The sequence below is a fragment of the Mycobacterium sp. P4_H6 genome (assembly GCF_056400845.1).
This window is the reverse complement of record NZ_JBFUKN010000085.1, coordinates 1-26,987: the sequence shown is the minus strand read 5'-3', so window position 1 is coordinate 26,987 and position 26,987 is coordinate 1. Positions and strand designations below refer to the sequence as shown.

26 protein-coding genes are annotated in these 26,987 nt (G+C 67.4%); 16 read left to right on the top strand and 10 right to left on the bottom strand.

What is annotated here, in order from left to right; all coding sequences use genetic code 11:
* Positions 1–197 precede the first annotated feature (197 nt).
* Positions 198–1,778, top strand: a complete 1,581-nt coding sequence (locus AC1DTF_RS26110) for an HNH endonuclease signature motif containing protein (protein WP_477476182.1) — start codon at positions 198–200, stop codon at positions 1,776–1,778.
* 20 nt (positions 1,779–1,798) lie between these two features.
* On the opposite strand, the gene sepH is transcribed toward AC1DTF_RS26110, so the two are convergent.
* The 3 genes from sepH to AC1DTF_RS26095 all read right to left on the bottom strand — a co-directional run bounded on the left by sepH (position 1,799) and on the right by AC1DTF_RS26095 (position 4,930).
* A complete protein-coding gene (gene sepH, locus AC1DTF_RS26105) occupies positions 1,799–2,740 on the bottom strand; it encodes a septation protein SepH (protein WP_477476181.1) in 942 nt (313 codons plus the stop codon).
* Positions 2,741–2,802: 62 nt separating this feature from the next.
* Positions 2,803–3,909: a phosphoserine transaminase gene (gene serC / locus AC1DTF_RS26100; RefSeq protein WP_057168465.1), complete on the bottom strand. Its 1,107-nt coding sequence runs from the start codon at positions 3,907–3,909 to the stop codon at positions 2,803–2,805.
* 28 nt (positions 3,910–3,937) lie between these two features.
* Entirely contained in the window at positions 3,938–4,930 is a 993-nt protein-coding gene (locus AC1DTF_RS26095; RefSeq protein WP_082614264.1) for an SPFH domain-containing protein, read from the bottom strand.
* 244 nt (positions 4,931–5,174) lie between these two features.
* On the opposite strand from AC1DTF_RS26095, the gene AC1DTF_RS26090 reads away from it, so the two are divergent.
* Together AC1DTF_RS26090 and AC1DTF_RS26085 are read left to right on the top strand one after the other, a co-directional pair.
* Positions 5,175–6,206 carry an AurF N-oxygenase family protein gene (locus tag AC1DTF_RS26090; protein WP_057168464.1) on the top strand — a complete coding sequence of 344 codons (1,032 nt, stop codon included), beginning with the start codon at positions 5,175–5,177 and terminating at the stop codon, positions 6,204–6,206.
* A gap of 4 nt (positions 6,207–6,210) precedes the next feature.
* Positions 6,211–7,857 carry a 4Fe-4S binding protein gene (locus AC1DTF_RS26085; protein ID WP_477476180.1) on the top strand — a complete coding sequence of 549 codons (1,647 nt, stop codon included), beginning with the start codon at positions 6,211–6,213 and terminating at the stop codon, positions 7,855–7,857.
* Here AC1DTF_RS26085 and AC1DTF_RS26080 read toward each other — a convergent pair.
* Positions 7,854–8,282 (bottom strand): nuclear transport factor 2 family protein, encoded by a 429-nt coding sequence (locus AC1DTF_RS26080; RefSeq protein WP_477476179.1) that lies wholly within the window; start codon positions 8,280–8,282, stop codon positions 7,854–7,856. The two genes, AC1DTF_RS26085 and AC1DTF_RS26080, sit on opposite strands and share 4 nt — an antisense overlap.
* A gap of 81 nt (positions 8,283–8,363) precedes the next feature.
* Between AC1DTF_RS26080 and AC1DTF_RS26075 the strand changes: the two genes are divergently transcribed.
* Entirely contained in the window at positions 8,364–10,850 is a 2,487-nt protein-coding gene (locus AC1DTF_RS26075; protein WP_477476178.1) for a family 1 glycosylhydrolase, read from the top strand.
* On the opposite strand, the gene AC1DTF_RS26070 is transcribed toward AC1DTF_RS26075, so the two are convergent.
* Positions 10,831–11,283 carry a VOC family protein gene (locus AC1DTF_RS26070; protein WP_057168460.1) on the bottom strand — a complete coding sequence of 151 codons (453 nt, stop codon included), beginning with the start codon at positions 11,281–11,283 and terminating at the stop codon, positions 10,831–10,833. The genes AC1DTF_RS26075 and AC1DTF_RS26070 overlap by 20 nt on opposite strands.
* A 131-nt stretch (positions 11,284–11,414) precedes the next feature.
* On the opposite strand from AC1DTF_RS26070, the gene AC1DTF_RS26065 reads away from it, so the two are divergent.
* Positions 11,415–12,818: a cytochrome P450 gene (locus tag AC1DTF_RS26065; protein ID WP_477476177.1), complete on the top strand. Its 1,404-nt coding sequence runs from the start codon at positions 11,415–11,417 to the stop codon at positions 12,816–12,818.
* On the opposite strand, the gene AC1DTF_RS26060 is transcribed toward AC1DTF_RS26065, so the two are convergent.
* Positions 12,749–13,357 (bottom strand): maleylpyruvate isomerase N-terminal domain-containing protein, encoded by a 609-nt coding sequence (locus tag AC1DTF_RS26060; protein WP_477476176.1) that lies wholly within the window; start codon positions 13,355–13,357, stop codon positions 12,749–12,751. The two genes, AC1DTF_RS26065 and AC1DTF_RS26060, sit on opposite strands and share 70 nt — an antisense overlap.
* Entirely contained in the window at positions 13,354–14,481 is a 1,128-nt protein-coding gene (locus AC1DTF_RS26055) for a citrate synthase 2 (protein WP_477476175.1), read from the bottom strand. The genes AC1DTF_RS26060 and AC1DTF_RS26055 overlap by 4 nt, the downstream gene beginning before the upstream one ends.
* Positions 14,482–14,535: 54 nt before the next feature.
* On the opposite strand from AC1DTF_RS26055, the gene pdxH reads away from it, so the two are divergent.
* The 6 genes from pdxH (at position 14,536) to AC1DTF_RS26025 (ending at position 19,920) form a co-directional block, all read left to right on the top strand.
* The gene (gene pdxH / locus AC1DTF_RS26050; protein ID WP_477476174.1) at positions 14,536–15,195 is read left to right on the top strand and encodes a pyridoxamine 5'-phosphate oxidase; all 660 of its coding nucleotides are present in this window, start codon (positions 14,536–14,538) and stop codon (positions 15,193–15,195) included.
* A gap of 40 nt (positions 15,196–15,235) precedes the next feature.
* Entirely contained in the window at positions 15,236–15,925 is a 690-nt protein-coding gene (locus AC1DTF_RS26045; RefSeq protein ID WP_477476173.1) for a TetR/AcrR family transcriptional regulator, read from the top strand.
* A complete protein-coding gene (locus tag AC1DTF_RS26040; protein ID WP_057168456.1) occupies positions 15,918–16,613 on the top strand; it encodes a TetR/AcrR family transcriptional regulator in 696 nt (231 codons plus the stop codon). The genes AC1DTF_RS26045 and AC1DTF_RS26040 overlap by 8 nt, the downstream gene beginning before the upstream one ends.
* Before the next feature lie 72 nt (positions 16,614–16,685).
* A complete protein-coding gene (locus AC1DTF_RS26035) occupies positions 16,686–17,987 on the top strand; it encodes a citrate synthase (protein ID WP_082614261.1) in 1,302 nt (433 codons plus the stop codon).
* Positions 17,988–18,095: 108 nt separating this feature from the next.
* Positions 18,096–19,520, top strand: a complete 1,425-nt coding sequence (locus AC1DTF_RS26030; RefSeq protein ID WP_477476183.1) for a DHA2 family efflux MFS transporter permease subunit — start codon at positions 18,096–18,098, stop codon at positions 19,518–19,520.
* Positions 19,510–19,920, top strand: a complete 411-nt coding sequence (locus AC1DTF_RS26025; RefSeq protein ID WP_477476172.1) for a MarR family winged helix-turn-helix transcriptional regulator — start codon at positions 19,510–19,512, stop codon at positions 19,918–19,920. Before AC1DTF_RS26030 ends, AC1DTF_RS26025 begins: the two co-directional genes overlap by 11 nt.
* A 34-nt stretch (positions 19,921–19,954) precedes the next feature.
* Here AC1DTF_RS26025 and AC1DTF_RS26020 read toward each other — a convergent pair whose 3' ends face one another.
* Entirely contained in the window at positions 19,955–21,511 is a 1,557-nt protein-coding gene (locus AC1DTF_RS26020; RefSeq protein ID WP_477476171.1) for a phytoene desaturase family protein, read from the bottom strand.
* A 32-nt stretch (positions 21,512–21,543) separates the two neighbouring features.
* Between AC1DTF_RS26020 and AC1DTF_RS26015 the strand changes: the two genes are divergently transcribed.
* The 3 genes from AC1DTF_RS26015 to arfB are packed head-to-tail and all read left to right on the top strand — an operon-like array spanning position 21,544 to position 23,010.
* Complete coding sequence (locus tag AC1DTF_RS26015) at positions 21,544–21,906, top strand: FKBP-type peptidyl-prolyl cis-trans isomerase (RefSeq protein WP_057168453.1); 363 nt, start codon at positions 21,544–21,546, stop codon at positions 21,904–21,906.
* Positions 21,907–21,923: 17 nt separating this feature from the next.
* Positions 21,924–22,883, top strand: coding sequence for a channel-forming protein ArfA/OmpATb (gene arfA / locus AC1DTF_RS26010; RefSeq protein ID WP_477476170.1), 960 nt, complete (start codon positions 21,924–21,926; stop codon positions 22,881–22,883).
* Between the two features lie 10 nt (positions 22,884–22,893).
* Positions 22,894–23,010, top strand: coding sequence for a channel accessory protein ArfB (arfB, locus tag AC1DTF_RS26005; RefSeq protein ID WP_442928731.1), 117 nt, complete (start codon positions 22,894–22,896; stop codon positions 23,008–23,010).
* Between the two features lie 73 nt (positions 23,011–23,083).
* Here arfB and AC1DTF_RS26000 read toward each other — a convergent pair whose 3' ends face one another.
* Complete coding sequence (locus tag AC1DTF_RS26000; RefSeq protein ID WP_477476169.1) at positions 23,084–24,442, bottom strand: sensor histidine kinase; 1,359 nt, start codon at positions 24,440–24,442, stop codon at positions 23,084–23,086.
* Positions 24,443–24,456: 14 nt separating this feature from the next.
* Positions 24,457–25,161: a response regulator transcription factor gene (locus tag AC1DTF_RS25995; protein ID WP_477476168.1), complete on the bottom strand. Its 705-nt coding sequence runs from the start codon at positions 25,159–25,161 to the stop codon at positions 24,457–24,459.
* Between the two features lie 89 nt (positions 25,162–25,250).
* Between AC1DTF_RS25995 and AC1DTF_RS25990 the strand changes: the two genes are divergently transcribed.
* Positions 25,251–26,066 (top strand): ion transporter, encoded by an 816-nt coding sequence (locus AC1DTF_RS25990; protein ID WP_477476167.1) that lies wholly within the window; start codon positions 25,251–25,253, stop codon positions 26,064–26,066.
* A gap of 119 nt (positions 26,067–26,185) precedes the next feature.
* On the top strand, positions 26,186–26,987 hold an 802-nt coding region (locus AC1DTF_RS25985; RefSeq protein WP_477476166.1), incomplete at its 3' end, for an ABC transporter transmembrane domain-containing protein.

Sequence of the window (26,987 nt, the reverse complement as noted above, 5' to 3'; positions counted from 1 at the left end):
GATTAAGTCATGTCCGCCCTACCAGGGCTGTTGTGGTGCTTGCCCGCACGTCGCCGGTGAGACAAATCAATTGGAAGACAACCCAGCAGGGCGTCAGTCGGACTCAGGGTCATCACCGGCGGCGAACGAGCAAGACCATCCTCACCCGAACCCGTTTAACAGCATCAATGTCGTACCCCTTCATTACACTCGCACGTATGTTCGAAGTCTTGGATCGGGCCGCGATTGCGGAGTTGAGCGATGAGGCGCTCATCTCGGCGGTGACTGCTGCGACCCAGAACGAGGCGTCGGTGGCGGCCTACCGGTTGGCGTTCATCGGTGAGGTGGTGGCCCGCCAATGTGATGACGAGGACGACGCGATCGCCCATCAGGTCATCGACGGCTGGGCCTGGGCGCAGGCCGCGGTGGCGGCGGCTTGCAACCTGAACACCCATGCGGCGTCCAAGCAGATGCGCATCGCCCAGGCCCTGCGTGACCGGCTGCCCCGCACTGCCGCCCTGTTCGCCACGGGTGCGATCTCGGCGACCGTGATTGATGCGATCACCTGGCGAACCCACCTCGTCGACGATGACGACGCTCTTGTGTTGATCGATACCGCGATCGCCGGGGAAGCGGGCGAGTACGGGGCGCATTCGGAGAAGCAGTTGATCGGCGCGATCGATCTGTGGGTGGAGAAGTTCGATCCCGAAGCTGTCGTGCGTTCCAAGCGCAATGCCAAAGACCTGTACGTCGAGTTCGACGACAAAGATGACCCGAACGGGGTGTCCTCGTTCTGGGGTCGGCTGCGTGTCACCGACAAGAAGAGCCTCGAAAAACGCCTCAATGATCTGGCCGACACCGTCTGCGGCAACGATCCCCGCACGCGGGGCGAGCTGCGTGCCGCGGCGTTGGCCGCGTTGGGTGCGGTGGGTCCGCAACTGGAGCGCCTCGCGTGCGCGTGTGGGGGTGCTGGTTGTGAGGGCAGCGGGAAAGACCCACGCTCAGGCGCAGTCACCATCTACGTGCTGACCGACCAAATACCGGCCGCCGGCGAGAACACCCCACGCCACACCACCCCAGGCACCGCAGAATCCAGGCCGGCCGCACCGGAGAGTGAGCCGCAGACTCCGGCAGCAGAATCCGAACCCGCTGAGCCCGCCGAACCTGCGGCCCGCAATGAACCTGCTGCGCCCGCGGCCTGCAACCCCAGCCCAGGCGTCACGCTCGACGGCGCCATCATCCCTGCCAACATGCTGGCCGATCTCGTCGCCACCGGCGCCAAGGTCAGGCCGCTCTCCGAGATCGCTGACCTGCCCGTCGAACGCCAATACCGTCCCTCGACCGCACTGACCGCGTTCGTCCGGATGCGCGCCATGACCTGCAGCTTCCCCGGCTGCAACCGCCCCGCGCACCGCTGCGACCTCGACCACCTGACCCCATGGCCCGCCGGGGCCACCCATCCCGGCAACCTGGCACCCCTGTGCCGTCTGCACCACCTGATCAAGACATTCTGCGGCTGGACACCCACCGCCCAACCCGACGGACGCATCCAATGGTCAGCACCGACCGGGCACAGTTACACCAAGGCGCCCGGGGCAGCAATCATGTTCCCGCACTGGAACATCGAGACACCCATCCCACGAAAACGCGCCATCAGTCTCATCAACGACACCGACCGCGACGCCAAGATGCCCACCCGAAAACGCACCCGCGCACAGGATCGTGCACAAAGGATCAAAGCCGAGCGGCAGCGCAACGCAGCAGAACTCGTTGAGAACAACAGCGACCCGCCCTTCTAGAGGGCGGCGCTAAGAGCGGCTCAGCGCTGGGTGCCGGAACGCACGCCCAGCAGGACGTCTTCCCACGCGGGGACAGACGGCTTCGCCTTACGGGCGCGGCGCGGCTTCGGTGCCGGCTCCTCGTCCGCCTCGGCTTCGGTGCCGGCGGTAGCCGGAGCGGGAGTGGCCTGGGGTGCGGGCGCGGGAGCTGGCGGGGCCGGGGGAGCGACCGGGGCGGTTACCGGGGCGGCGGCCACCGGCGCAGGGGCCTGCGGCGGCAGCACCACCTGGGACGGGTGCACCGGGACCTGGGACGGGTAAACGGGGGCATGAACCGCGACCGGCGCCACTTCGAAGTCGAGTTGGGCGACCGCGGCCACCGGGCGCAGGGGCCGGGCGAAGCTCGGGTCGATCAGCTCGGACGCACTGTCGTCGAACGCGACGACCGTGCCGCCATGCGAGCCGGGCGTGAACCGGAAGTGGGCCTGCAGATCGGACTTGCCGGCCTTCCACGCCAGCTGGACCGTCCAGCGCCCATCCTCATTGCGCCAGGCATCCCAGTTGGTCGCGCTCGGGTCCAGACCGCGGGAGATCAGGGCGGTGGTGATCGTCTCCAGCAGCGTCAGTACCGACGGGCCGTCGGCAAGCACCGGATGCGCCGCGGTGGCCAGCTCGGCCGCGCGGGACCGCTCCAGCAGCACCGGGCTGGCGAACCGCCGGATCCGGTCGATGTCCTCACCGGCCAGTGCGGCGACCTGCTCCACCGAAGCGCCCGCACGAATGCGGGACTGGATCTCCTTGGGACGCAAGCCTGAGCTCACCTCGACCTCGATCTCGGTTTGATTGGAGGTGGCCTTGTCGCCGCGCACGGCGGCCCGCAGACGGTTGTCGACACGAATGGCGAAATTGTCACCGGAGTCGGGGGCCTCGCAGATGAGCCGCTTGCCGTCCACGTCGAGCCCGACGACCTTGAGTTCCCGCATAGTGCACCTCCACCGCGCACCCTACTTTGTTATCCGCCCGTTACCGTGCAGACACGCAGGAATCAGAGGCGTTCGACAACCCAATCCACGCACGCCGTCAACGCGCTGACATCCTCGGGATCGACCGCCGGGAACATTGCGACCCGAAGCTGGTTGCGGCCCAGCTTCCGGTACGGCTCGGTGTCGACGATGCCGTTGGCCCGCAGTGCCTTGGCGACCGCCGCGGCGTCCACCGATTCGGCGAAATCGATGGTGCCGACCACCTGGGACCGCAGCTTCGGGTCGGTCACGAACGGCGTTGCGAAAGAAGAGGTTTCGGCCCACGAGTACAGCCGCGCCGAGGAATCGGCAGTGCGCTTCACGGCCCAGTCCAGCCCGCCGTTGGCCAGCAGCCAGTCGATCTGCTCGGCCATCAGGATGAGCGTGCCGATCGCCGGGGTGTTGTAGGTCTGGTTCTTCAGGCTGTTCTCCACCGCGATGGGCAGCGACAGGAAGTCGGGCACCCAGCGATCGGTAGCCGCGATGGCCTCGATCCGGGCCAGCGCAGCCGGGGACACCGCGGCGAACCACAGGCCGCCGTCGCTGGCGAAGTTCTTCTGCGGCGCGAAGTAGTAGGCATCGGTGTCGCGGATGTCGACCGGCAGGCCGCCGGCCGCCGAGGTGGCATCGATGAGCACCAGCGCGTCGCCCTCGGGGCGCTGTACCGGCACGGCCACACCGGTGGACGTCTCATTGTGGGCCCACGCGACCACGTCGACCGACGGATCCGACACCGGCTCGGGGGCACTGCCGGCGTCGGCCTTCACGATGATCGGATCGCCGACGAACGGGTTCTTCGCCACGCAGGACGCGAACTTGGAGCTGAACTCGCCGTAGGTCAGGTGCAGCGACTTCTTGTCGACCAGCCCGAACGCCGCGGCATCCCAGAACGCGGTCGATCCGCCGTTGCCCAGGATCACCTCGTAGCCATCGGGCAGCGCGAACAGCTGGCGCAGCCCGTCGCGCACCCGGCCGACCAGGTTCTTCACCGGCGCCTGCCGGTGCGAGGTGCCGAACAGGTCACCCGCGGCGGCCAGGGCGGCAAGCTGCTCGGGACGCACCTTGGACGGCCCGCAGCCGAAACGTCCGTCTTTGGGCTTGATATCGGCGGGGATCGTCAGTTCGGCCATGGCGTTCAGATTATCGGCCGAGCTGATGTCATCCGGCCTGGGGCACCACGTAGGTCGGCTGGTAGGGGTTCTGCCCGCTCTCGATCGCCAGCGCCCGCAGATAGGCCTCCACATTGGGATAGCCCGCGATCTCGGCCTGTTTCTGCAGCGCGACCTGGCGGGCCAGTTCGGTCTGGGCCTGCGCGGTGACCTTGTCGGCCTCGGCCTTGGCGCGCGCCGCGTTCGCATCGGCCACACCCTTGGCCTCGGCTGCACGTGCATCGGCGATGGCCTTCTGCTCGGCGATGATGGCGTCCTTGAGGCCCTCGTCCACCGGGTCCGGCTTCATGACCGTCACCTGGAAATTGGTGAAGAACTCCCGGCCGTCGGTGCGGGCCCGCGACGCACCGGGCAGCGCATCACGCAGGGCGTTCTGGAATTCGATGCGGACCTTCTCGTCATTCCAGATCTCGCGCCAGGTGTACTTCTGCGCCACGCTGATCAGCACCTGCTCGGCGGGCTGGCCGATGACGTAGCGCAGCAGGTTCACCCAGCCGGTGGTGACCAGGCCGTCGTTGTCCAGCCAGCCCTGGTACTTGGTGCCGAAGTCGCGATGGAAGTCCATCAGCATGTCGCAGTCACTGGTCAGGTCGAAGGTGATGACGAGGGGCACCCGTAGCTCAGCGGGTGCCGAGGCGTTGGAGACCACGATGGTGGGTTCTGCTTCGGAATCGGGGCTGCCGGTCGCGTCCCAGCTGATCTGCCGTGACGGGTAGCGGTAGGCCTTGAAGCCGCCCGGCGGATTGAAGGCCGACGTCTCCGGCTCGATGCAGCCGTCGACCTTGGGATCGGCGGGGATCAGGAAGTAGTCGTCGACCTTGATCGCTGTCTGACCCGGGCCTATCTGAGTGGCACAGCTGGAGAGGATCACGCCACCGACCACGGCGGCGATGATCCCGAGTCCGATCACCACGAACTTCCGCTTGCCGCCGCCGGTCTTGTTGACGGTGGCGCCTGCGTCGAACCGCTTCTTTATGTTCATGGCTCCCCGCCTCCGAGCTGTCAGCGATGACGTCGCTGACAGTGACGGCCAGATTTTAGCCAGATAGATGTCACTTTTGCCGACTGAGCCGCATTCTTGCGTGACCTGAGTCACATGTGACCTGGATAACGCCGCTGGGCCACACCTCGGAAAAGGCCCTGGTTAGAATCTGGTACCGCGGGTACTGTCCTTAGACATCGAGCAACCGAATGTAAATCTCACGGTAGGCATGGAGGCCCCCCGAATGGCTGTCAAAGAAGCCAAGACACGTGTGATCCGACGTTGGCGTCGCAATATGGAGGTTCGCGACGACGCTCAGTACACAGACATGCTGACCACGCTGTCGGAGGGGTCCGTGCGGCGCAGTTTCAACCCGTACCAGGACATCGAGTGGGATTCCCCGGAGTTCGCCGTGACCCCCAACGACGAGCGCTGGATCCTCCCGGACACCGACCCGATCGGTGGCCACGCCTGGTACCAGGCGCAGCCGGTCGAGCGTCAGATCGAGATCGGCATGTGGCGCCAGGCCAACGTCGCCAAGGTGGGCCTGCACTTCGAGAACATCCTGATCCGCGGGCTCATGGAGTACTCGTTCTGGGTACCGAACGGCTCACCGGAATACCGGTACTGCCTRCACGAGTCGGTCGAAGAGTGCAACCACACCCTGATGTTCCAGGAGATGGTCAACCGGATGGGCGTGGACGTCCCCGGCATGCCCAAGATGCTCAAGTGGGTGCAGCCGATCATCCCGCTGGCTGCAGGACCGTTCCCGATCCCGTTCTTCTTCGGCGTACTCGCCGGCGAGGAGCCCATCGACCACACCCAGAAGAACGTGCTCCGCGAGGGCAAGGCCCTGCACCCGATCATGGAGCGGGTCATGGCGATTCACGTCGCCGAGGAAGCGCGGCACATCTCGTTCGCGCACCAGTACCTGCACAAGCGGGTGCCGACCCTGCGCCGTCGCCAGCGCTGGATGCTCTCGATCTTCGTGCCGTTGACCATGCGCATCCTGTGTTCGGCGATCGTGGTGCCCCCGCGCGAGTTCTGGAAGGAATTCGACATCCCGCGTTCGGTGCGCAAGGAGATCTTCTTCAAGGCTCCCGAGTCACAGATGTTCCTGCGCAACATGTTCTCCGATGTGCGCATGCTGAGCTACGACACCGGCTTGATGAACCCGATCGCCAAGCTGGTGTGGAAGATCTGCAAGATCGACGGCCCGCCGGCTCGCTACCGCAGCGAGCCGCAGCGCGAGCACCTGGTGTCGGTCGCGTCGTAAGGCCATGCCACACGTCATCACCCAGTCGTGTTGCAGCGACGGGTCCTGTGTCTATGCGTGTCCGGTCAACTGCATTCATCCCTCACCGGATGAGCCGGGCTTCGCCACCGCCGAGATGCTGTACATCGATCCCGATGCCTGCGTCGACTGCGGTGCCTGCGTCAGCGCCTGTCCGGTGGGCGCGATCTCCGCGGATACCAAGCTGACCGAAAAACAGCTGCCGTTCGTCGAACTCAATGCGGCGTTCTATCCGAAGCGGGAAGGCAAGCTGCCGCCGACCTCCAAACTGGCCCCCGTGCTGCCCGCCCCGATGGTGTTACCGCGCCCCGGTGGACCGTTGCGGGTCGCGATCGTCGGCTCGGGGCCCGCGGCGATGTACGCCGCCGACGAACTGCTCACCCAGCGAGGGGTCCGGGTGAGCGTCTTCGAGAAGCTGCCCACGCCTTACGGTTTGGTCCGTGCCGGGGTGGCGCCCGATCATCAGAGCACCAAGCGGGTCACGCGTCTCTTCGACCGGGTGTCCGAGCATGACGGGTTCACGGCCTTCCTCAACGTCGAGGTCGGCAAGCACCTGAGCCATGCCGATCTGCTGGAACATCACCACGCGGTGCTCTACGCAGTCGGCGCGCCCAATGACCGTCGACTCGACATCGCGGGCATGGGTCTGCCGGGCAGCGCCACTGCGACCGAGGTGGTGGCCTGGTTCAACGGGCACCCCGATTTCGTGGACCTGCCGGTGGACCTGGCTCACGAGCGGGTCGTCATCATCGGCAACGGCAACGTCGCTTTCGACGTGGCGCGCATCCTCACCTCGGATCCGGATACCTTGGCGCGCACGGATATCGCCGATCACGCGCTTGCCGCGCTGCGGGACTCGAAGGTGCAGGAAGTGGTGATCGCGGCGCGGCGCGGCCCAGAGTTCTCGGCGTTCACGCTGCCGGAGCTGATCGGACTGACCTCCACCTGCGATGTCGTGCTCGACGCCGCGGATCATCAGCGGGTCGTCGCCGATCTGGCCACCGTCGAGGATCGGCTCACCCGCAACAAGCTGGAGATCCTGACCAAGCTGGGCGACGCCTCCGCGCCGATCACCCGGCCGCGCATCCGGTTGGCCTACCAGCTCACTCCGCAGCGCCTGCTCGGCGACGAGCGGATCACCGGTATCGAGTTCGCGAACGCCGGGACACTGGACGCCGGCATGGTGCTCACCTCGATCGGCTACCGCGGCAGGGCGATTGCCGATCTGCCGTTCGACGAGGTGGCGGCGGTGGTGCCCAATGACGGTGGCCGGGTGCTCGACGCCGCAGGTGCGTACGTGGCGGGCTGGATCAAACGCGGCCCGACCGGTTTCATCGGCACCAACAAGTCGTGCGCGGCCGAGACGGTGCGCAATCTGGTGGAGGACTACAACCGAGGACAGCTCGGCGACCCGGCCCACAAGCCGGCGGCGCTGGACAAGCTGGTCCGAAGCCRCCAGCCCGCGGTCGTTGACGCCGCGGGCTGGCGCGCTATCGACGCCGCCGAGATCGCGCGCGGTGGCGGACAGCGTCCGCGGGACAAGTTCGTCGATATCGCGGACATGCTCGCGGCTGCCGCGACGGCGCCGCGACCGCCCGCGCACAAACGGCTGCTGGCGGGCCTGCGCCGCTAATCCAGGACGGCGACGATCGCCGCGGTGTCCCAGTAGAACGGGCGCACCTCGGCGATGCGTCCGTCAACCATCCGCAGGGTCTGCAGGATCGGGAAGCTCACGTTCCGTCCGGTCGATCGGGCGCGGGCCTCGACCCGGGTGAGCACCACGGCGGCGGTGTCGGTCGTCGAGAGAAACTTCTGCTCGACCATCTCGAAATCGGACCAGGTGCGGCTCATCGCCAGGAAGAACCGTTCCATACCGCGGTGTCCGCGCCACACCCCGCCGTAGGGGAGCGCCCGCGCCTGATGAAGGACGACGTCCGGGGAGAAGAACGGCGCCAGGATGCCGAAGTTGCCCGTTCCGGGTCCGCCCGCGGCCAGATAGTCGCGCTCGGCGGCGTACATCCCGCGCAACAGATTCCCGGTCTCGATGGTTGCAGTCATACCCGGTAGACGACGATCGGGTGCGGAACGTGAGATGTGAATTCCGGGATATCGCCGCAGCGCAGCGTGTATACGAAATGAATGCGTAGTGGTCGGGTCGCAGGCGTGGCAGTGGTGGTCGGTATCTGGTCGGCGACCGGGTTGGGATATCCGGGTCTGGCGTTGGCCGAGACGCCGGGCACCGAACAGGGCACTGAACAAGGCGCGGGGCAGGCCTCCGCACCCGAGGCGGAGACCGAGCCGAAGCCCGAGGTCACGAAACCCGAACGCCGCGTCGCGCCCCGCACCGTGCGGCAGGCGCAGACCACCGCGCGCGGGGGACTGACCTCGCCGCGCCTGACCGGCGTCACACCGGACGTACCGGAGACCGAAGAGGCCGACGTCGCCGACGACACCGGACCCGAGGACACCGGCACGTCCGACATCCCGAGTGCCCCGGCCCGGGCTCAGGTGCAGACCGCGGCGCCGGTGGCCGCGGCCGTCGCCCCGGTGGCGGCCACGGCGGCCGCTCCGGTGAAATGGACATCGACCCTGCCCAACCCGGTCACCGCGGTCCGGTACGTGGCCAATGTGGTCAAGAGTCTGGTCGGCGCGGTGCTGAGCCCGTTCGCCGCGGGCCTGCCCGCCGGGCCCGTCGGCCCGCCCTCGGTGTGGGCGGTGCTGGCCTGGGTGCGCCGCGAATTGTTCAACGGCTCACCGAAGATCGACTACTCCGGTGAGACGACGCAGACCACTACCGGTCAGGTGCTCGGCAATGTCGGCGCCGTCGATCCCGACGGCGACCCGCTGAAGTACACCGTGATCGGCCGCCCGCTCAACGGCGGTGTGGTTCAGATCGACCAGAGCACAGGCGATTTCATCTACCGGCCGACGAACGCCATGGCCGCGACCGGCGGCACCGACAGCTTCACCGTGGTGGTCGACGACCAACGGGCCGGCGTGCACTGGCACGGCCCGCTCGGTTTCCTGCAGCACGTTCCCATCCTGGGCGACCTGATCCGCCCCGGCGGCGGGCACGGGGTGGCCCGCACCATCACCGTGAACGTCGACCCGGTGGAAGGTGTGGACCTGTCCTTCCCAGACGACTTCCATTGGGGTGTCGCGCATGCCGGATTCCAGGCCGAAGGCGGTCCCGGATCGCCGATCGACCCGAACTCCGATTGGTACAAGTGGGTGCACCACCCGCTCAACCAGCTGCTCGGCTTGACCAACGGCGTCCCGGAGAACGGGCCCGGCACCTACGTGTCCTACGACTCCGACGCCGCGCTGGCTAAGGAAGAACTCGGCATGAACACCTTCCGGATGTCCATCGAGTGGAGCCGGATCTTCCCGAATTCGACTGCGGGCATCGACATCACGGACGAGGGCGGCGGGGTGAGCCTGGCCGATCTGCAGGCCCTGCAGGCATTGGCGAACCCGGTCGAGGTGGCGCACTACCGTGCGGTCTTCGACGCGCTGCGCGCCCACGGGCTGGAGCCGTTGGTCACCGTCAACCACTTCACCCTGCCGCTGTGGGTGCACGATCCGATCACCGCACGCCCGCTCATCCAGCTGGGGCTGCCCGCTCCCGCCGCGGGCTGGCTGTCGGAGCAGACCCCCGTCGAGTTCGAGAAGTACGCCGCGTTCCTGGCCTGGACCTACGGCGACCAGGTGGACAACTGGGTGACGCTCAACGAGCCCTTCCCACCGGTGATGACGGAGTTCCTGGCGATTCCCGGGCTGGTGCCGAGCTGGCCGCCGGGCGTGCTGCGCCCCGATCTGGCCGCCCGCTTCGTCACCAACGAGGCCAAGGGGCACGTCGCTGCCTACGACGCGATCCACACATGGGACGACGACGCCTTTGTCGGGTTCGCCAACAACATGGTTCCCGCGCGGCCGGCCAATCCGCTGAACCCGCAGGACGTGGCTGCCGCGGACGCCTGGAACAAGGTGTTCAACCAGTGGTTCCCCAACGCGGTCATCGGCGGCTGGATCGACGCGAACTTCGACGGCAAGAAGACCGCCGACGAGATCCGTCCAGGCTTCGCCGACAAGGTCGACTTCCTGGGCGTGCAGTACTACGGCACGCAGCCCATGGGCGGCTTCGGTTTCGCGCCGCTGCCGGGCTTCAATTTCCTGCAGGGGATCCCGTTCCGGTGCGAGCCGTCCTCGCAGACGTGCAGCGATTTCAACCAGCCCATCGACCCGGGCGGCTTCCGCGAGGTGCTGGAAGTCGCTGCGTCCTACGGCAAACCGCTATGGATCACCGAGAACGGCGTCGCCGACGACGACGACACCAAGCGGCCGTCCTACATCGTCAACCACGTCGCCGTCGTCCAGGACCTGCTGGCGCACGGCACCGACATCCGCGGCTACACCTACTGGTCCTTCGTCGACAACCTGGAATGGTCGGAGGGCTACCACCTGCAGTTCGGCCTGTACGGCTCCGACCCCAGCACACCCGAGCTGGAGCGCACCCCCAAGCCCGCCAGCATCTCGGCGATCAGCCAGATCACCGGCGCGAACGCGCTGCCGACGGACTTGTTGGAGCTCTATGTGCCGGGGGCCGTCACGGGAATTCCTGCATAGCCTTCTGCAGATCCTCGTCGCTGACCTCACGCACCGGCTGTCCCAGTGACCACTTGTGGCCGAACGGGTCACGCACGACGCCGTAGCGGTCACCCCAGAACATGTCCCCGACCTCCATCACCACCTCGGCGCCGGCCTCGACGGCTCGGGCGAACGATGCGTCGACGTCGGTGACGACGAGGTGAATGGTGACCGGCGTCCCGCCGAGCGACTTCGGGCTCTCCGACTGCCCGTCGCAGTACTCCGGGAAGTCGTCGGCCAGCATCACGGTGGATCCGTTGATCTGCACGGCGCCGTGCACCAGGCGGCCGTCCGGCCCGGGCATCCGGCCCAGTTCGGTGGCGCCGAAAGCCTTGACGTAGAAATCGATGGCTCCGGCGCCGTCGTCGACGACGAGGTGCGGGATGACGGCGGGGGTGACTTCGATGGCCATGATGTTTCTCCTGATCTCGGGCAACTGACGATCTATAGACCGGAAGAGTCTCCGGTTCTCATCGCGTCACCGGCGAATGCAGGTAGCCGGCTACGCTATGGCCGGTCCGGCCGGGCGGCGACGCTACTTACATGCTCCCCTTGGTCCCGCTCAACCCGATGTCCTACCGCGATCAGGTCAAGACGCTGCGGTCCTTCAACACCGGCTTCGAGGTCTTCCGGGACACCGGCGGTCCGTTGACCCGGCTGCGACTCGCTCCGCGCTGGCTGATGCCCGACATTGTGGTCGCGACCTCACCGCAGGGCGCACACGATGTGCTCGGTCAGCCGGACAGCTGCGTGGACAAAGCGATGATGCACAGCGAGATGCGGCATGTCCTCGGCGGCAACCTGTTCGATCTCATGCACGACGAGTGGCTGCCGCGCCGTCGCGCCTTGCAGCCGGTGTTCACCAAGAAACATGTGCAGACCTTCGGCGGGCATATGGCGCAGGCCGCGCATGCGGTGGTGGACTCGTGGCGAGAGGGCGAACGCATCGACCTCGACGTGGAATGCCGGCACCTGACGATGCGGGCGCTGGGCCGTTCGGTGCTGGGCATCGACCTGGACCACCGGGCGGATCTCATCGACGAACCGCTGCGGGTGGCACTCACCTACGTCGCCGATCGCGCGACGTCGCCGATCCGCAGCCCGCGCTGGTTGCCGACACCGGCCCGCGCGCGTGCCCGCGCCGCCAGTGCGGCCCTGCGCAAGCTCGCCACCGACGTGCTGGACGCGTGCCGGGCCGACCCCGGCCTGGATGCTCCGCTGGTGCGTGCACTGCTGGCGGCGAAGGACCCGGAGACCGGAAAAGGGTTGACCGAGGCTGAGATTCGCGATGAGCTCATCGTCTTCATCGCCGCCGGTCATGACACCACCGCCACCACGCTGACGTATGCCCTGTGGCAGCTGGGTCGCAACCCGCAGATCCAGGAGACGGTGCGCGCCGAGGTGGCCGAACTGGAGGACCGTGAGTTGACGCCCGACGATGTCGCCGATCTGGGCTACACCGTCCAGGTGTTGAAGGAGTCACTGCGGCTGTGCCCACCGGCGCCCGGAGCGGCGCGACGCGCGATGCGCGACATGGTCGTCGACGGCCACCGGGTCAAGGCGGGCACGCTGCTTCTGTGCGGAATCTATGCGCTGCACCGGGATCCGCAGTTGTGGGACCGGCCCCTGGACTTCGACCCGGACCGGTTCCGGCCCGAGGCAGCCAAACGCCTGAACCGTTGGCAGTATCTGCCTTTCGGTGCCGGGCCGCGGTCCTGCATCGGTGACCACTTCGCGATGCTGGAGGCCACACTGGCGCTGGCCACCATCGTGCGCCGAGCCGAGATACGTTCCGAAGAACCCGAATTCCCGGTGGCCACACCGTTCACCATGGTGGCGGGCGGACCGATCTGGGCATCGGTCACCTGGCGGCGCGCTCAGACCACCGAGTATCCGGGCGGCAGGGCGGATCGGCCGGTCAGCGCCGTCAGCACCGCTTCGCCCTGACCCAGCCGGACGGCGACCCGGGTGGCCAGCACCGCGGCCTGCTCCACGGCATCGGTGGGCAGGTCGAATTCGAGGCCGGCCGCCCGCGCGATGTCCAGGCCGTGCACCGTCAGCTCGAAGACCCGGGTCTGCAGGTAGTGCGACAGCCGGATGCCCAGCCCGCCGATCACGCTGATCACCGGGTCGCCGGCATTCTCGACGTCGGCGAGTGCCCGGGCGACGAGGCGGTCCACGGTGGCAACCGGATCGTCGCCGAGATCACGCCCGGCCTGGCGGCCGCGTTCGTTGATGGCCTCGGCCCCGGCGGATGTGGTGAACTCACGAACCCACACGTAATAGGCCACGGCGTCGTCTACGTCCTCGTGGTCGGCCGGTGTGCGCAGATACTCGCTGACGGTGATGAGTGAGCGTGAGGTGTGCCCGACGAGCGCGCGCATATCCCAATCGCCCAAGCCCGGACCGTCCCAGGCCGTTTCGGGTATCGCCCGCACCAGACGCGCGAAAGCCGCAGCGGCCGAAGCGAATACCGAGGCGGTCATGATGTCGCGATGCGGTCCCAACCGGTCACCGACTCCGGGGAGCGCGGTTCCGGCCCGACGTACACGGCCGACGGGCGCACCAGCTTGCCCAGCCGTTTCTGCTCCAGGATGTGTGCACACCAGCCCGCGGTCCGTCCGCAGGTGAACATGGCGGGCATCATCTTGGGCGGCACCTGGGCGAAATCCAGGATGACTGCGGCCCAGAACTCCACATTGGTCTCGATGGCGCGGTCGGGCCGTCGCTCGCGCAGTTCGGCGAGCGCGGCCTGCTCGAAGGCTGCCGCCACCTCATACCGGGGCACCCCGAGACGCTGCGCCGTCGCGCGCAACACCCGGGCCCGGGGGTCCTCGGACCGGTACACGCGGTGGCCGAAGCCCATCAGCTTGTCGTTGCGATCCAGGATGCCCTTCACCACGGCCTGGGCGTCACCGCTGCGTTCGGCTTCGTCGAGCATCGGCAGCACCCGGGCCGGCGCGCCACCGTGCAGTGGCCCACTCATCGCGCCGACCGCGCCGGACAGTGCCGCCGCCACATCGGCGCCGGTGGAGGCGATGACGCGGGCGGTGAAGGTCGAGGCGTTCATCCCGTGCTCGGCGGCGGTCACCCAGTAGGCGTCGATGGCCTCGACATGCCGGGGATCCGGGTCGCCCTGCCACCGGGTCATGAAACGTGCCGTCACGGTGGCGCATTCATCGATGGAGCGCTGCGGGACGGCGGGCCGATAGATCCCGCGAGCGGATTGGGCGACATAGGACAGCGCCATCGCCGACGCGCGGGCGAGCTGATCGCGGGCGGTCGCGTCGTCGATGTCGAGGATCGGCGCGTACCCCCAGATGGGAGCCAGCATGGCCAGCCCGGCCTGGACGTCCACCCGGACATCCCCGGAGTGGATCGGCAGCGGGAACGGTTCGGCCGGTGGCAGCCCGTGGTCGAAGTCGCCGTCGACCAGCAATCCCCAGACCTCGCCGAAGGTGACTCTGCGGTCCACCAGGTCCTCGATGTCGACGCCTCGGTAGCGCAGCGCGCCGCCGTCCTTGTCCGGCTCGGCGATCTCGGTGGTGAACGCCACCACCCCTGCGAGTCCGGGAACGAAATCCTTCGGCACCGATGACAGCTCCGTCATATGCCGATTCTCGCACTCGTCCGCAGCCGCCGCCGCGCGCGTACCGTTCTGCCAATGGAACCGGAACAGCTCGCGCGGATGCGAGCCGAATACGGGTCGGTCGAGAAGGACGGCAGMGCGGATCTCGACGTCGACTGGGTTGCCGACGGATGGCTGGCGTTGTTCGACCGATGGATGGGCGAGGCCCATGCGGCCGGGCTGTCCGAGCCCAACGCGATGGTGGTCGGCACCGTCGACGCGCAGGGCAGGCCGGTGACGCGCACGGTCTTGTGCAAGAGCGCCGGCGAGGAGGGGATCACCTTCTATACGAACTACGACTCCGCCAAGGGGGAGCAGTTGGCAATACGGCCGTATGCCTCTGCGACCTTCCCCTGGTACGGACTGGGCCGTCAGATTCATATACGCGGCCCGGTGATCCGGGTACCGGCGGAGGCGACCGCCGACTACTGGTCCAAACGTCCGCGCGGGTCACAGCTCGGTGCGTGGGCATCGCGGCAGTCCGCGCCGATCGCGTCCCGCGCCGCGCTACTCGGCCAACTCGCCGATGTCACGGCCCGGTTCGCCGACGTCGAAGCCGTTCCGGTTCCGCCCAATTGGGGTGGGTACCTGATCGCGCCCGAGGTCGTCGAATTCTGGCAGGGCCGGGAAAACCGCGTACATAACAGGATTCGGGTCACCCCCGCGGACGGTGCAGTGGAACGTCTTCAACCGTAACCTCCGGCGGTCTCTCAGGTGGTCGGGTTAGGATTCCTTGGTGGGCGCAGCGAACAGGGAAACCGATCTCGGTTTGCGCGAACGAAAAAAGCTACGCACCCGGGCGATATTGATCGACGCGGCGCTGGAACTCTGCCTGCGTCACGGGTACGAGCAGACGACCGTCGACCAGATCGCGGCGGTGGCCGAAGTCTCACCGCGCACCTACAGCCGGTACTTCGCCACCAAAGAGGCCGTCTTCCTCACCTTGCTGGAGGATCTGTCGCACGAGATCGCCGCCGAGGTGGCTCGTCTGCCGCGTGGTATCGGCCCGATCGAGGCGTTGCGGGCCGCCCATATCGCGGTGCTCACCAAGTCCGCGGCCGGGCAGATCGGCGGCTTCACCAGTGATCGCGTGGTGCTCACCCTGCGCGTGATCAATGGCGCAAATGCCCTGCGGCAGAGCGCGTTTGAATTCAAATCACCCGCCGTGCTGGCCGCTCTGGCCGAGTTGATGGGCGTCGAACACGATGACCGTCAATTATTGCTCGGACTTTCGGTCTTCTCCGCCATCATCATCGCCGCGTGCGGTGATCTGGTGCAGGACTCCGACGGGATGCCACTGGGTCCGCTGTTGATGATCGAGCGTCTCAACGGAGCGTGCGAACAGGTCGCCGGCTTCGCCGGTCAGATCTTCGCCGCCAGTCCCGGGCAACAGACAGCAGGCGACGATATTCCGGCGAATGTCTGAGCGCCCGCCGAGCGGCCTGCGGGAGCGCAAGAAGCTGCGGACCCGCATCACGCTGATCCAGACCGCGGCCGAACTGTGCGAGCGGCAGGGGTTCGACAACACCACCGTCGAACAGATCGCCGCCGCCGCGGACGTGTCGCCGCGCACCTTCAGCCGGTACTTCCCGACCAAGGAAGCAGTGATCTTCGCCATCATCGAGGGCACCGCCGCCTTCGTCGCCGACGAGCTGGAACGGCTGCCCACCGACATCAACGAGTACGAGGCGATGCTGCGGGCCCACCTCAAGGCCGTGCAGCCCGGCCGGGACGGCAGGCCGACGCCGATCTTTCACCAGATGGCCGCGCTGATCCGGATCGTGAACTCTTCGGCGAGCCTCGCGGTGACCAACATCCCGTACCGCCAGCAGGCCGAACAGTTCCCCACGGTCATCGCGGTCGCCAAGCGGATGGGTCTGCCCCGCGACCACGACGCGGTGCACATGGTGCTGGAGGTCTGGACCTCCCTCATGAACGCCGCCACCCGGGGGCTGGGCACACCCGGCCACCCGGCCATCGAGCCGGAGATCGTTGCTGCGCGCATCTCGGCGGCCTATGAGACGTTGACCCTGACGTGGCGGCCGTGGTCCTCGGCCCTGCAAGCGACCGATCCACCCGCCGGGGAACCCCCCGCAAGCGCGCCGGATTGTTAGCGACTACCGTCCAGTATCAAGAGACGGCCTCCGGTCGCCTCACCCATGCCGACGCCCAGAGAAGGGGTTCCAGTGGCCGACAACTCCAGCCCTGACGAGAAAGCCACCCTGTCCTATCCGGGCGGCTCCCTGGATCTGGAGATCGTGCACGCCACCGAGGGATCGGACGGCATCGCACTCGGCCCTCTGCTGGCCAAGACCGGTTACACGACGTTCGACGGCGGTTTCGTCAACACCTCGTCGACCAAGAGTGCGATCACCTACATCGACGGTGACGCCGGCATCCTGCGCTACCGCGGCATCCCGATCGAGCAGCTCGCGGAGAAGTCGACCTTCATCGAGGTCAGCTACCTGCTGATTTACGGTGAGCTGCCGACCTCCGATGAGCTCGCCTCGTTCACCAACCAGATCCAGCGGCACACCCTGCTGCACGAGGATCTCAAGCGCTTCTTCGACGGGTTCCCGCGCAACGCGCACCCCATGCCGGTGCTGTCCTCGGCGGTCAACGCGCTGAGCGCCTACTACCAGGACTCGCTGGACCCGCTGGACAACAAGCAGGTCGAGCTGTCGACGATCCGGCTGCTGGCCAAGCTGCCCACCATCGCCGCGTACGCCTACAAGAAGTCCGAGGGTCAGCCCTTCCTGTACCCGGACAACTCGCTGACGCTGGTGGAGAACTTCCTGCGCATGACGTTCGGCTTCCCGGCCGAGCCCTACGAGGTCGACCCCGAGATCGTCCGCGCCCTGGACATGCTGCTCATCCTGCACGCCGATCACGAGCAGAACTGCTCGACCTCGACCGTGCGGCTGGTCGGGTCCTCGCAGGCCAACCTGTTCACCTCCATCTCCGGCGGCATCAACGCGCTGTGGGGCCCGCTGCACGGCGGCGCCAACCAGGCCGTGCTGGAGATGCTGGCCAAGATCCGCGACTCCGACGGTGACGTCAAGGAGTTCGTCCGCAAGGTCAAGAACCGCGAGGACGGCGTGAAGCTGATGGGCTTCGGGCACCGGGTCTACAAGAACTACGACCCGCGGGCGCGCATCGTCAAGGAGCAGGCCGACAAGATCCTGGCCAAGCTGGGCGTCGAGGACGAACTGCTCGACATCGCCAAGCAGCTCGAAGAGATCGCGCTGACCGACGACTTCTTCGTGGAGCGCAAGCTCTACCCGAACGTCGACTACTACACCGGCGTCATCTACCGGGCGATGGGCTTCCCGACCCGCATGTTCACCGTGCTGTTCGCGCTCGGCCGGCTGCCCGGTTGGATCGCGCACTGGCGGGAGATGCATTCCGAGCCCGGCAAGATCGGCCGTCCGCGCCAGATCTACACCGGCTACACCGAGCGCGACTACGTCGACCTCGGCGGCCGCTGACTCTTTGGGGTACGGCGGGCAGGAGCAGAGAGATATCTCACTGCCCTCGGCATTGCCGTGAAACAGTTGTAGTTTCACAATAGTTGTGTGAATGAAACCATCAGCACGCTGACTCCACGGCGTAAGGCGATCGTCCTCGCGTCCTGTTGTCTGAGTTTGCTGATCGTCTCGATGGACGCCACCATCGTGAACGTCGCGATCCCGTCGATCCGCACCGACCTGGGTGCCACGGCATCCCAGCTGCAATGGGTCATCGACGTCTACACCCTGGTGCTCGCCTCGCTGCTGATGCTCTCCGGCGCCATGGGCGACCGCTTCGGCCGGCGCCGGGTGTTCCAGGCCGGGCTGCTGATCTTCGCGATCGGCTCGCTGTTGTGCAGCCTCGCCCCCGGTATCGATGCCCTGATCGCGGCGCGGTTCCTGCAGGCCATCGGCGGCTCGATGCTCAATCCGGTGGCGTTGTCCATCATCTCGCAGGTGTTCACCGGACCGGTCGAACGCGCCCGGGCCATCRGCATCTGGGGCGCGGTCGTCGGGATCTCCATGGCGCTCGGCCCGACGGTCGGCGGCCTGCTCATCCACCTGATCAGTTGGCGGGCGGTGTTCTGGATCAACCTCCCGATCTGCCTGGCGGCCATCGTGCTGACGGCGATCTTCGTGCCGGAGACCCGATCGGCGACCATGCGCAACATCGACCCGGTCGGCCAGCTGCTGGCGGTGGTGTTCCTGTTCGGCGCGGTCTTCACCCTCATCGAGGGCCCCGCGCTGGGCTGGGACAACGGGCGGGTCCTCGGCGCGGGCGCGGTGGCGGTGCTGACCTTCGCAGCCTTCCTCCGCTACGAGTCGCGGCGCGCCGATCCGTTCATCGACCTGCGATTCTTCCGCAGCGTGCCCTTCGCCTCGGCGACCGTGATCGCCATTTGCGCATTCGCCTCCTGGGGTGCGCTGCTGTTCATGATGTCGCTGTATCTGCAGGGTGCGCGCGGCTATTCGGCCGTCCAGACCGGACTGATCTACCTGCCCATCGCGGTCGGCGCGCTGGTGTTCTCGCCGCTGTCGGGTCGGCTCGTGGGCCGCTACGGGGCCCGGCCGTCGCTGCTGGTGTCCGGGGTGATGATCGCGGTGGCCTCGACGGTGCTGGCGCTGCTGCCGGAGTCCGCCCCGGTGTGGGCGCTGATGACGGTGTTCGCCGTCTTCGGTATCGGCTTCTCGATGGTCAATGCGCCCATCACCAACGCGGCGGTCAGCGGGATGCCACTGGACCGGGCCGGCGCCGCCTCCGCGGTGACCAGCACCAGCCGTCAGATCGGCGTCAGTATCGGTGTGGCCCTGTGCGGTTCGGTCGCCGGCGCGGCGCTGGCCGGCACTGGGGACTTCGCCGCCTCGGCGCGCCCGCTGTGGCTGGTGTGCGTGGTCCTCGGCGTGGTGATCGCGGTGCTGGGCTTCGTGTCGACATCACCGCGGGCCATGGAGTCCGCGCGCAGACTCGCCCCGCTCATCGAAGGCCCGAAGGCGGCCGCCGATGTCCGATGATCTCGCCGGTCAGGTGTGGCGGCTGATGGCCTCGGTGGTGCACGGCAACCGTGACGGCTGGAAGCGTGCGGTTGTCGAGCAGTCCGGTCTCCCGTTCAGCCGCATCCGCGTGCTGAAGCGGCTCGCAGCCGCGCCGATGACGGTCAAGGGCGTGGCCGACGCGGCCACCATGGATGCCCCCGCCGCCACCGTCGCCGTCAACGATCTGGAGGAGCGCGGTCTGGTGGTCCGCCAGATCGACCCGAGCAACCGGCGGTCCAAGACGGTGTCGATCACCGACCGGGGCCGCGAACTCGTCGCCCGAATCGACGCCGTCGAGGATCCCGCGCCGGCTGCCGTCRCTGCCCTGAGCGAGGCTGAACTGATTGTGCTGCAAGAACTTCTGCGCAAGTTGAACTGAGACACTCCCCGAGGCGCTGCGCTCCGGCCCGCCGTCAACTCTCCAGCACAGCCATCGCCGCATTGTGTCCGCCGATACCGGACACCGCGCCGCCGCGGCGGGCTCCCGAACCGCACAACATGATCGCGTCGTGGTCGGTGGCCACCCCCCAGCGTCGCGCCGGGGTGTCGAGTTCTTCGTCCTCTTCGGCGAACGGCCAGCCCAGCGCACCGTGGAAGATGTTGCCTGCGGTCATGCCCAGCGCGTTCTCCAGATCGGTGGTGGTCTTGGCCTCCACGCACGGCCGGCCGTCCGGATCGTGCATCACGACATCCTGGATCGGCTCGGCCAATACCGAGTTCAGCGAATGCAGCGCCGCCGCAGCGAGTTTGATGCGCGCGGTGTCCGGATCCAGATCCGCGAGCAGGCCATGCGGGGTGTGCAGCCCGAACACGGTCAGCGTATGGGCGCCACTGCGGCGCAAGGGCTCGGACAGGATGCTGGGATCGGTCAGCGAGTGGCAGTAGACCTCACACGGCAGCGGATCGGGAATCGCGCCCGATGCCGCGGCGGCATAGGCGCTGTCCAGCTGGCGCAGCGTCTCGTTGATGTGGAAGGTCCCGGCAAAGGCCTGCTCCGCGCCGACCCACTGATCGCGCAGCCGGGGCAGCCTTTTCAGCATCAGGTTGACCTTGATCTGGGAGCCCGGCGCGACCGTCGGCTCCGGCTCACCGAGCAGGCGGGCCAGCACCACGGGCGTCACGCCGGCCAGCACGTGCCTGCCGTGGATGGTGTGCTCACCGTCGCGGGTGCGGAAGCTGACGTCACCGTCCGGGCTGATGGCGTATACCTCGGCGCCGGTGATGATCTCGGCGCCGAAACCGCAGGCTGCCGCGCTCAGCGCACCGGTCACCGCGCCCATCCCGCCGACCGGCACGTCCCAGTCGCCGGTGCCCCCGCCCAGCAGGTGATACAGGAAGCAGATGTTCTGCACCAGTGACGGATCGTCGGTGGCGGCGAAGGTCCCGATCAGCGCGTCGGTGGCCATCACCCCGCGCACCAGGTCGCTGCGCACCGCGTCGGCCACGGTGTGCCCGATGGGTGTCTCGATCAGCGCCTGCCAGACGGCGGCCGCGGCCGGATCGCCGGCGGCCAGCACCCGGTTGTGCAGGGTGTTGCGGGTACTCAGCGGCGCCATCAGCGTCGGCCACACCGCGCCGGTCACCACCCGGGCGCGCCGGTAGAACTCGTTGAACCGTGCCTCGTCACCGGCCGCGCCGATGGCCGCGAAGGTGTTTCGCGGGCCGATCAACAAACCGGTGGCGCCGCGGTTGGCCGGATCCGGCGTGTAGGACGAGTAGCGGCGACGGGCCAACCGGAACCGGGCGCCGAGATCCTCGATGATGCGGCGGGGCAACAGGCTCACCAGGTAGGAGTACCGGGACAACCGGGCGTCCACGCCGTCGAAGGCATGCGCGGACACCGCGGCGCCGCCGACATGGTCCAGGCGCTCCAGCAGCGTGACCCGCCGGCCCGCACGGGCCAGGTACGCCGCCGCGACGAGACCGTTGTGCCCACCTCCGACGATGACGATGTCTTGGTCTGGGGCCACAAAACCAGTTTGCCCGACTACGGTATGAAACCGTGGCAACGAAACCCGAGATTGAATTTCCCGATGGCCCCGCACCCAGCGAACTGGTCATCGAAGACGTGACGATCGGCGACGGCACCGAGGCGGTGCCGGGCGGCACCGTGCAGGTGCATTACCTGGGCGTCGAGTACGACACCGGTGAAGAATTCGACAGCTCGTGGAACCGCGGTGAGGCGATCTCGTTCCCGCTGCGCGGTCTCATCCAGGGCTGGCAGGACGGTATCCCCGGTATGCGTGTCGGCGGCCGCCGCAAGCTCACCATCCCGCCGGAGCTGGCCTACGGCCCGGCCGGTGGCGGACACCAGTTGTCCGGTAAGACGCTCATATTCGTGATCGACCTGCTGGCAGCTCGCTGAGCCAGGCGACCCTGACGATGCCCACGCCCGGCGCGAGCCGCTTCCACCGGCGCCCGCCGGGCGCGGGTTGGCTGGCGGCGCTCATCGCGGTGCCGCTGGGTCTCGCGCTGATCGGGTCGGGCGGGTGGAATCAGGCCGACGATTCGCTGCCGCTCACCGAGATCAGCACACAGACCACCCTGGCCCGCAGCGACGGTGCGCGTGCCACCGTGCTGATGGCGCCGCTGTCGTTGCAGCGCAGCGGCGATGACGTCGTGCTCAGCGGTCAGGTGCCCGACGAGCTGTCCCGGACGTTTGCTCTGGACCGGACCCGGACGCTGTTATCGGGCACCGATGTCATCGATCTGCTGACCGTCATCGGCGGTATCACCGCCACCGACCTTGCGGGGCTGGATCCGGTGCTGACCGCCGCCGCGGCGCTGCCGGACTTCGGGTTCAGCATCGAGGGCAGCGATATCGTCCTCACCGGGACCGCCCCGTCCGAGGCGATCGCCACCGGTGTGGAGGACGCGGTGCAGTCCGCGTGGCCGGACCTGGCGGTGGTCGATGACATCGCGGTCATCACGCCCGGTCTCGCGCCGCCGCAGGCACCGACGAGTCCGGGCCTGACCGGTGAGTGCGCCGATCTGCAACAGAGCATCTCCGGTCTGCTCCGTACCCCGATCCAGTTCGACGCCAACGGATTGCGGGTGTCCGACAGTTCGGCACCGCTGCTCGCCCAACTGGCCGACGAGTTGCAGGCGTGCCCGGATGCCAGGGTGTCGGTCACCGGTCACTCCGATGACGCGGGCTCGGATTCCGTCAATCTCTCGGTCAGTGCCAGTCGGGCGAAAGCTGTTGCCGACGCCCTCATTTCGCGGGGGGTGCGCCCGCGACTGGTGACTTCTGAGGGGGTCGGTGCGGCCGAGCCGGTCGCGAGCAATGACAGCGAGTCGGGCCGGGAGCAAAACCGGCGTATCGAGATCACGGTCAGCTGAGGGGGACTGCGTGGAATTCGTGATGCAGTGGTTCTGGTACCTGCTGGCGTTCGTGCTGGGATCGGCGGTGGCCTGGGGAGCGACCGTGCTGCTGGTCAAGCCGGCCGCTGAAGAGGAGACGTCGTGAACCTGACCCTGCTGGCGCTGTCGTTCTTCCTCGGCGTCGTGGTGACGCTGGCCTTCACCCTGCGCAGGACGCCCTAATGCGGGCCGGGCAGCTTCAGTAGCAGGCGTGTCCCGCCCAGCGGACTGGCCTCCAACGAGGCTGTGCCACCGTGGAGTTCGGCCTGCTGGGCCACCAGGGCGAGGCCCAGGCCCGAACCGGAATGCGACGCCGTGGAACCGCGGGAGAACCGCTCGAACACCTTGGTGCGTTCCTCTTCGGGTATCCCGCAGCCGTCGTCGTCGACCGCGATCTCCACACCTTCGCGCGAACTCACCGCCGACAGCTGAACCCGGCTCGCATCGCCGTGTTTGACCGCATTGGCGATCGCATTGTCGACGGCCAGCCGCAGGCCGGCGGCCAGGCCGAGGATCAGCACCGTCGGTGCGGGCACCAGTGAGACGTCCAGCTCCGGATACACCCGCATGGCGTCGTGGGCCGCCCGGTCCAGCAGTTCGGTCAGATCGACCGGTGCGTGGTCATCGGAGGTGGACAGCTGGCCCTGAGCCAGCCGTTCCAGGGCCGAGAGGGTGGCCTCGATGCGGGACTGGGTGCGGATGACATCGCCGAGTACCTCGACGCGCTGTTCGTCGGGCATGTCCAGGGTGGCGAGCACTTCGAGGTTGGTCCGCATGGCGGTCAGCGGGGTGCGCAGTTCATGGGAGGCGACCGCGGCGAAATCGCGTGCCGACTCCAGCGCGGCCTTGGTGCGCTGCTGCTCATCTCCGATGCGGGCCAGCATGCCTTCCACGGCCTCGCCGATCTCGCTGGCCTCCCACACCCCGCGCACATTGACCTCGTCCGGATTGGACTGCGCGTTGATGGCACGGGCCTGCTGGGCGAGCCGGCGGAACGGGGTGATCATGACCGCCGAGATGACCCAGCCGACCACCAGGGTGCCGCCGATGACGCCGCCGCTGATGATCAGCACCCGGCGGTGCTGGGAGTTGATCTGGCGTTCGGTGTCGGTGAGTGTCGCGCCGAGCGCAATGGAGGCCTGGCCTGCGGTGAACGTCCGGACCCGGTACTCGGTGCCGTTGATGGTGGTGGTCTGGAAACCGTCCGGGAACTCCGGCAGCACCACATCGGCCGGAATCGACACCGTGGCGCCACCGATACGCGCGGTCCGCACCAGGTCGGGATCGCCCTCCGGGGTGTCGGCGTCGACTTTCATGGCGCTGCTGAGCAGCGAGCTGACATCGCCGAGGCTGCTGATCGAATCGAGCCGGCGGTCCAGCTGGCTGTACTGCTCGTTGGTGATGCCGATCCACACCCAGGTGCCGATGATGATGACGGTGGCGACCACGCCGAGCGCCGCGGCCACCACGATGGTGCGCAGCGACAGGATGCGCTTGGGTAGGCCGAGCGCGCGGTACAGCCGGTCGTTCAGGTCCACGGCGTCAGTCTGGACTACTGGGTCCGCAGCACGAAGCCCACACCGCGCACAGTGTGCAGCAGCCGGGGTGCGCCGCCGGCTTCGAGCTTGCGGCGCAGGTAGCCGATGAACACGTCGACCACGTTGGTGTCGGCGGCGAAGTCGTAGCCCCAGACCAGCTCGAGCAGCTGAGCCCGGGACAGCACCGCGGTCTTGTGCTCGGCCAGCACGGCCAGCAGGTCGAATTCACGTTTGGTCAGGTCGACGTCGGTGCCGTTGACCCGGGCGCGACGGCCGGGGATGTCGACTTCCAGCGGGCCCACTGAGATGGTTTCCGAGGAGAACGTCGCGGTCGAACCCCGTCGGCGCAGCAGCGCCTTGACCCGGGCCACCAGCTCCTGCAGCACGAACGGCTTCACCAGATAGTCGTCGGCACCGGCCTCCAGGCCGGCGACCCGGTCATCGACGCTGGTGCGGGCCGACAGCACGCAGACCGGCACGTCGTTGTCCATGGCGCGCAGCGCGGTAACGACGCTGACACCGTCCAGCACCGGCATGTTGATGTCCAGGACGATCGCGTCCGGGCGGGTCTCGGTGGCGCTGCGCAACGCTTCGGCGCCGTCGACGGCGGTGGACACCTCGAACCCGGACAGCCGCAAGCCACGTTCCAGCGAGGCGAGTACGTCGGGATCGTCGTCGACGACGAGAACCCGAGGCGAGACCGAGGCACCACTTTCCATGGCGCCAATACTGCCTGATAGCCGTCGCAGGCTGGGGGATGCTGGTCAGTCGGCGCTGCGTGGTCGTCACAGCGTGCTAAGTACTTACCGTGAATTCGACTCCGTCCCTGGTGACGCGCGCCAAGACGCTGGTCGCCAACCCCGCGTTCGACGTCGTGATGATGACGGTGATCCTCGTCAACGCGGTGGTGCTGGGCCTGGAGACGTTCCACGCTCTGGCTGCCGCGCACCACGGACTGTTCAGCACGCTCAACAACGTGATCCTGGGCATCTATGTCGTGGAACTGCTGATCCGGATCACCGCCTGCGCCGGGAATCCGCGCGTTTTCGCCCAGGACGGCTGGAACATCTTCGACTTCCTGGTCGTGGTCGCGTCCCTGGTGCCGTGGCTGCGGGAGAACGCGATGCTGCTGCGGCTGATCCGGCTGCTGCGCATCGTGCGCATCGTGCGGTTCCTGCCCGACCTACGCGTCATCGTCGCTGCGGTGGGCCGCAGCGTGCCCGGCGTGGCCTCCCTGGCGGCAGGCACGGTGCTGCTGATCTACATCTACGGGATGGTCGGCTGGGTGCTGTTCAGCGGACACGATCCGGACAATTACGGGAACATCGGTGTCGCGATGCTGACCATGTTCCTGATGCTCACGCTGGAGAACCTGCCGGACAACATCGCCATGGGCCTGGAGATCTCACCGTGGACGGTGGTGTTCTTCGTCTCCTATGCGGTGCTGGCGAGTTTCCTCATCTTTAACCTCTTCATCGGGATCGTGCTGAACTCGATGGAGGAGGCGCGCTCGGCGGATCGCAAGGAACACGAGACCGATGACCTGCTGGCCAGGCTTCGGGCCGCACGTACCGCACTGGACGAGGCCGAGTCCGAACTGGCCAAGACGCACCGCAGGCCCTGACCGGTATGGGTTTGACCTCATCCATTGTTGAGGTTTTACGGTGACTCGACGCCGGTTAATCCGGTTGTCGGATTCATGGCGTAGAACTCAGTATGGGTACGGGGAGGAGGTGGTTGCGCATGTCTGGACTGCGATCGGTGCCGGCGATCGCGCCGCCACCGCGGCGCATCAGGTCGTCCTCGGACATCCTGCGGCTGCTGCCGTACCTGAAGCCCTACCGGGTCCGCTGGATCGCGATGGTGGTGGCGGCGTTCGTCAGCCTGGCCGCCACCGTGTCGGTTCCGCTGCTCACCAAGGCCGTCATCGACGGACCGGTGCGCGAGAAGGACTCCGCGGGCCTGTGGACGCTGGGTCTGGCGGCCACCGCGCTGCTCGTCATGGAAGCGGTGCTGTGGTTCATCCGGCGCTGGCTGGTGGCGCGCGCGACGATGGGCGTCGAGGCCGACATCCGCAAGGATCTCTACGCGCGGCTGCAGATCCTGCCCATGTCGTTCCACGGCAACTGGCAGTCCGGGCAGCTGCTGTCGCGGGTGATGAACGATCTGAGCGCCATCCGGCAGTTCCTGTCCTTCGGGCTGCTGTTCCTGATGCTCAACATCGTGCAGATCATCGTGGTGACGACCATCCTGCTGGCGATGTACTGGCCACTCGGCGTCGTCGTGGTGGTGGCCATCGTGCCGATCACCCTGACGATCCTGCACTTCCAGCGTCAGTTCACCCTGCTGTCCCGGCAGTCCCAGGACCAGGCGGGCAACGTCGCCACCCACGTCGAGGAATCCGCGCTCGGGCTGCGGGTCATCAAGTCCTTCGGCCGTGAGGACCACGCCTACCGCGGCTTCGACGAGCGGGTCACCGGCTTGTTCGACACCGAGGTCCGCAAGGTCGGGGTGTCCGCCAAGTTCTGGACGCTGCTGGAGGTGT

Coding starts and splice junctions, on each gene's coding strand:
- AC1DTF_RS26080 (WP_477476179.1), bottom strand. CDS start 8,282: ATGACTGCAACCATCGAGACCGGGAATCTGTTGCGCGGGATGTACGCC.
- AC1DTF_RS26095 (WP_082614264.1), bottom strand. CDS start 4,930: ATGAACATAAAGAAGCGGTTCGACGCAGGCGCCACCGTCAACAAGACC.
- sepH (WP_477476181.1), bottom strand. CDS start 2,740: ATGCGGGAACTCAAGGTCGTCGGGCTCGACGTGGACGGCAAGCGGCTC.
- AC1DTF_RS26055 (WP_477476175.1), bottom strand. CDS start 14,481: ATGACGGAGCTGTCATCGGTGCCGAAGGATTTCGTTCCCGGACTCGCA.
- AC1DTF_RS26040 (WP_057168456.1), top strand. CDS start 15,918: ATGTCTGAGCGCCCGCCGAGCGGCCTGCGGGAGCGCAAGAAGCTGCGG.
- AC1DTF_RS26075 (WP_477476178.1), top strand. CDS start 8,364: ATGCGTAGTGGTCGGGTCGCAGGCGTGGCAGTGGTGGTCGGTATCTGG.
- AC1DTF_RS25995 (WP_477476168.1), bottom strand. CDS start 25,161: ATGGAAAGTGGTGCCTCGGTCTCGCCTCGGGTTCTCGTCGTCGACGAC.
- AC1DTF_RS26065 (WP_477476177.1), top strand. CDS start 11,415: ATGCTCCCCTTGGTCCCGCTCAACCCGATGTCCTACCGCGATCAGGTC.
- AC1DTF_RS26070 (WP_057168460.1), bottom strand. CDS start 11,283: ATGGCCATCGAAGTCACCCCCGCCGTCATCCCGCACCTCGTCGTCGAC.
- AC1DTF_RS26060 (WP_477476176.1), bottom strand. CDS start 13,357: ATGACCGCCTCGGTATTCGCTTCGGCCGCTGCGGCTTTCGCGCGTCTG.
- AC1DTF_RS26110 (WP_477476182.1), top strand. CDS start 198: ATGTTCGAAGTCTTGGATCGGGCCGCGATTGCGGAGTTGAGCGATGAG.
- arfA (WP_477476170.1), top strand. CDS start 21,924: ATGCCCACGCCCGGCGCGAGCCGCTTCCACCGGCGCCCGCCGGGCGCG.
- serC (WP_057168465.1), bottom strand. CDS start 3,909: ATGGCCGAACTGACGATCCCCGCCGATATCAAGCCCAAAGACGGACGT.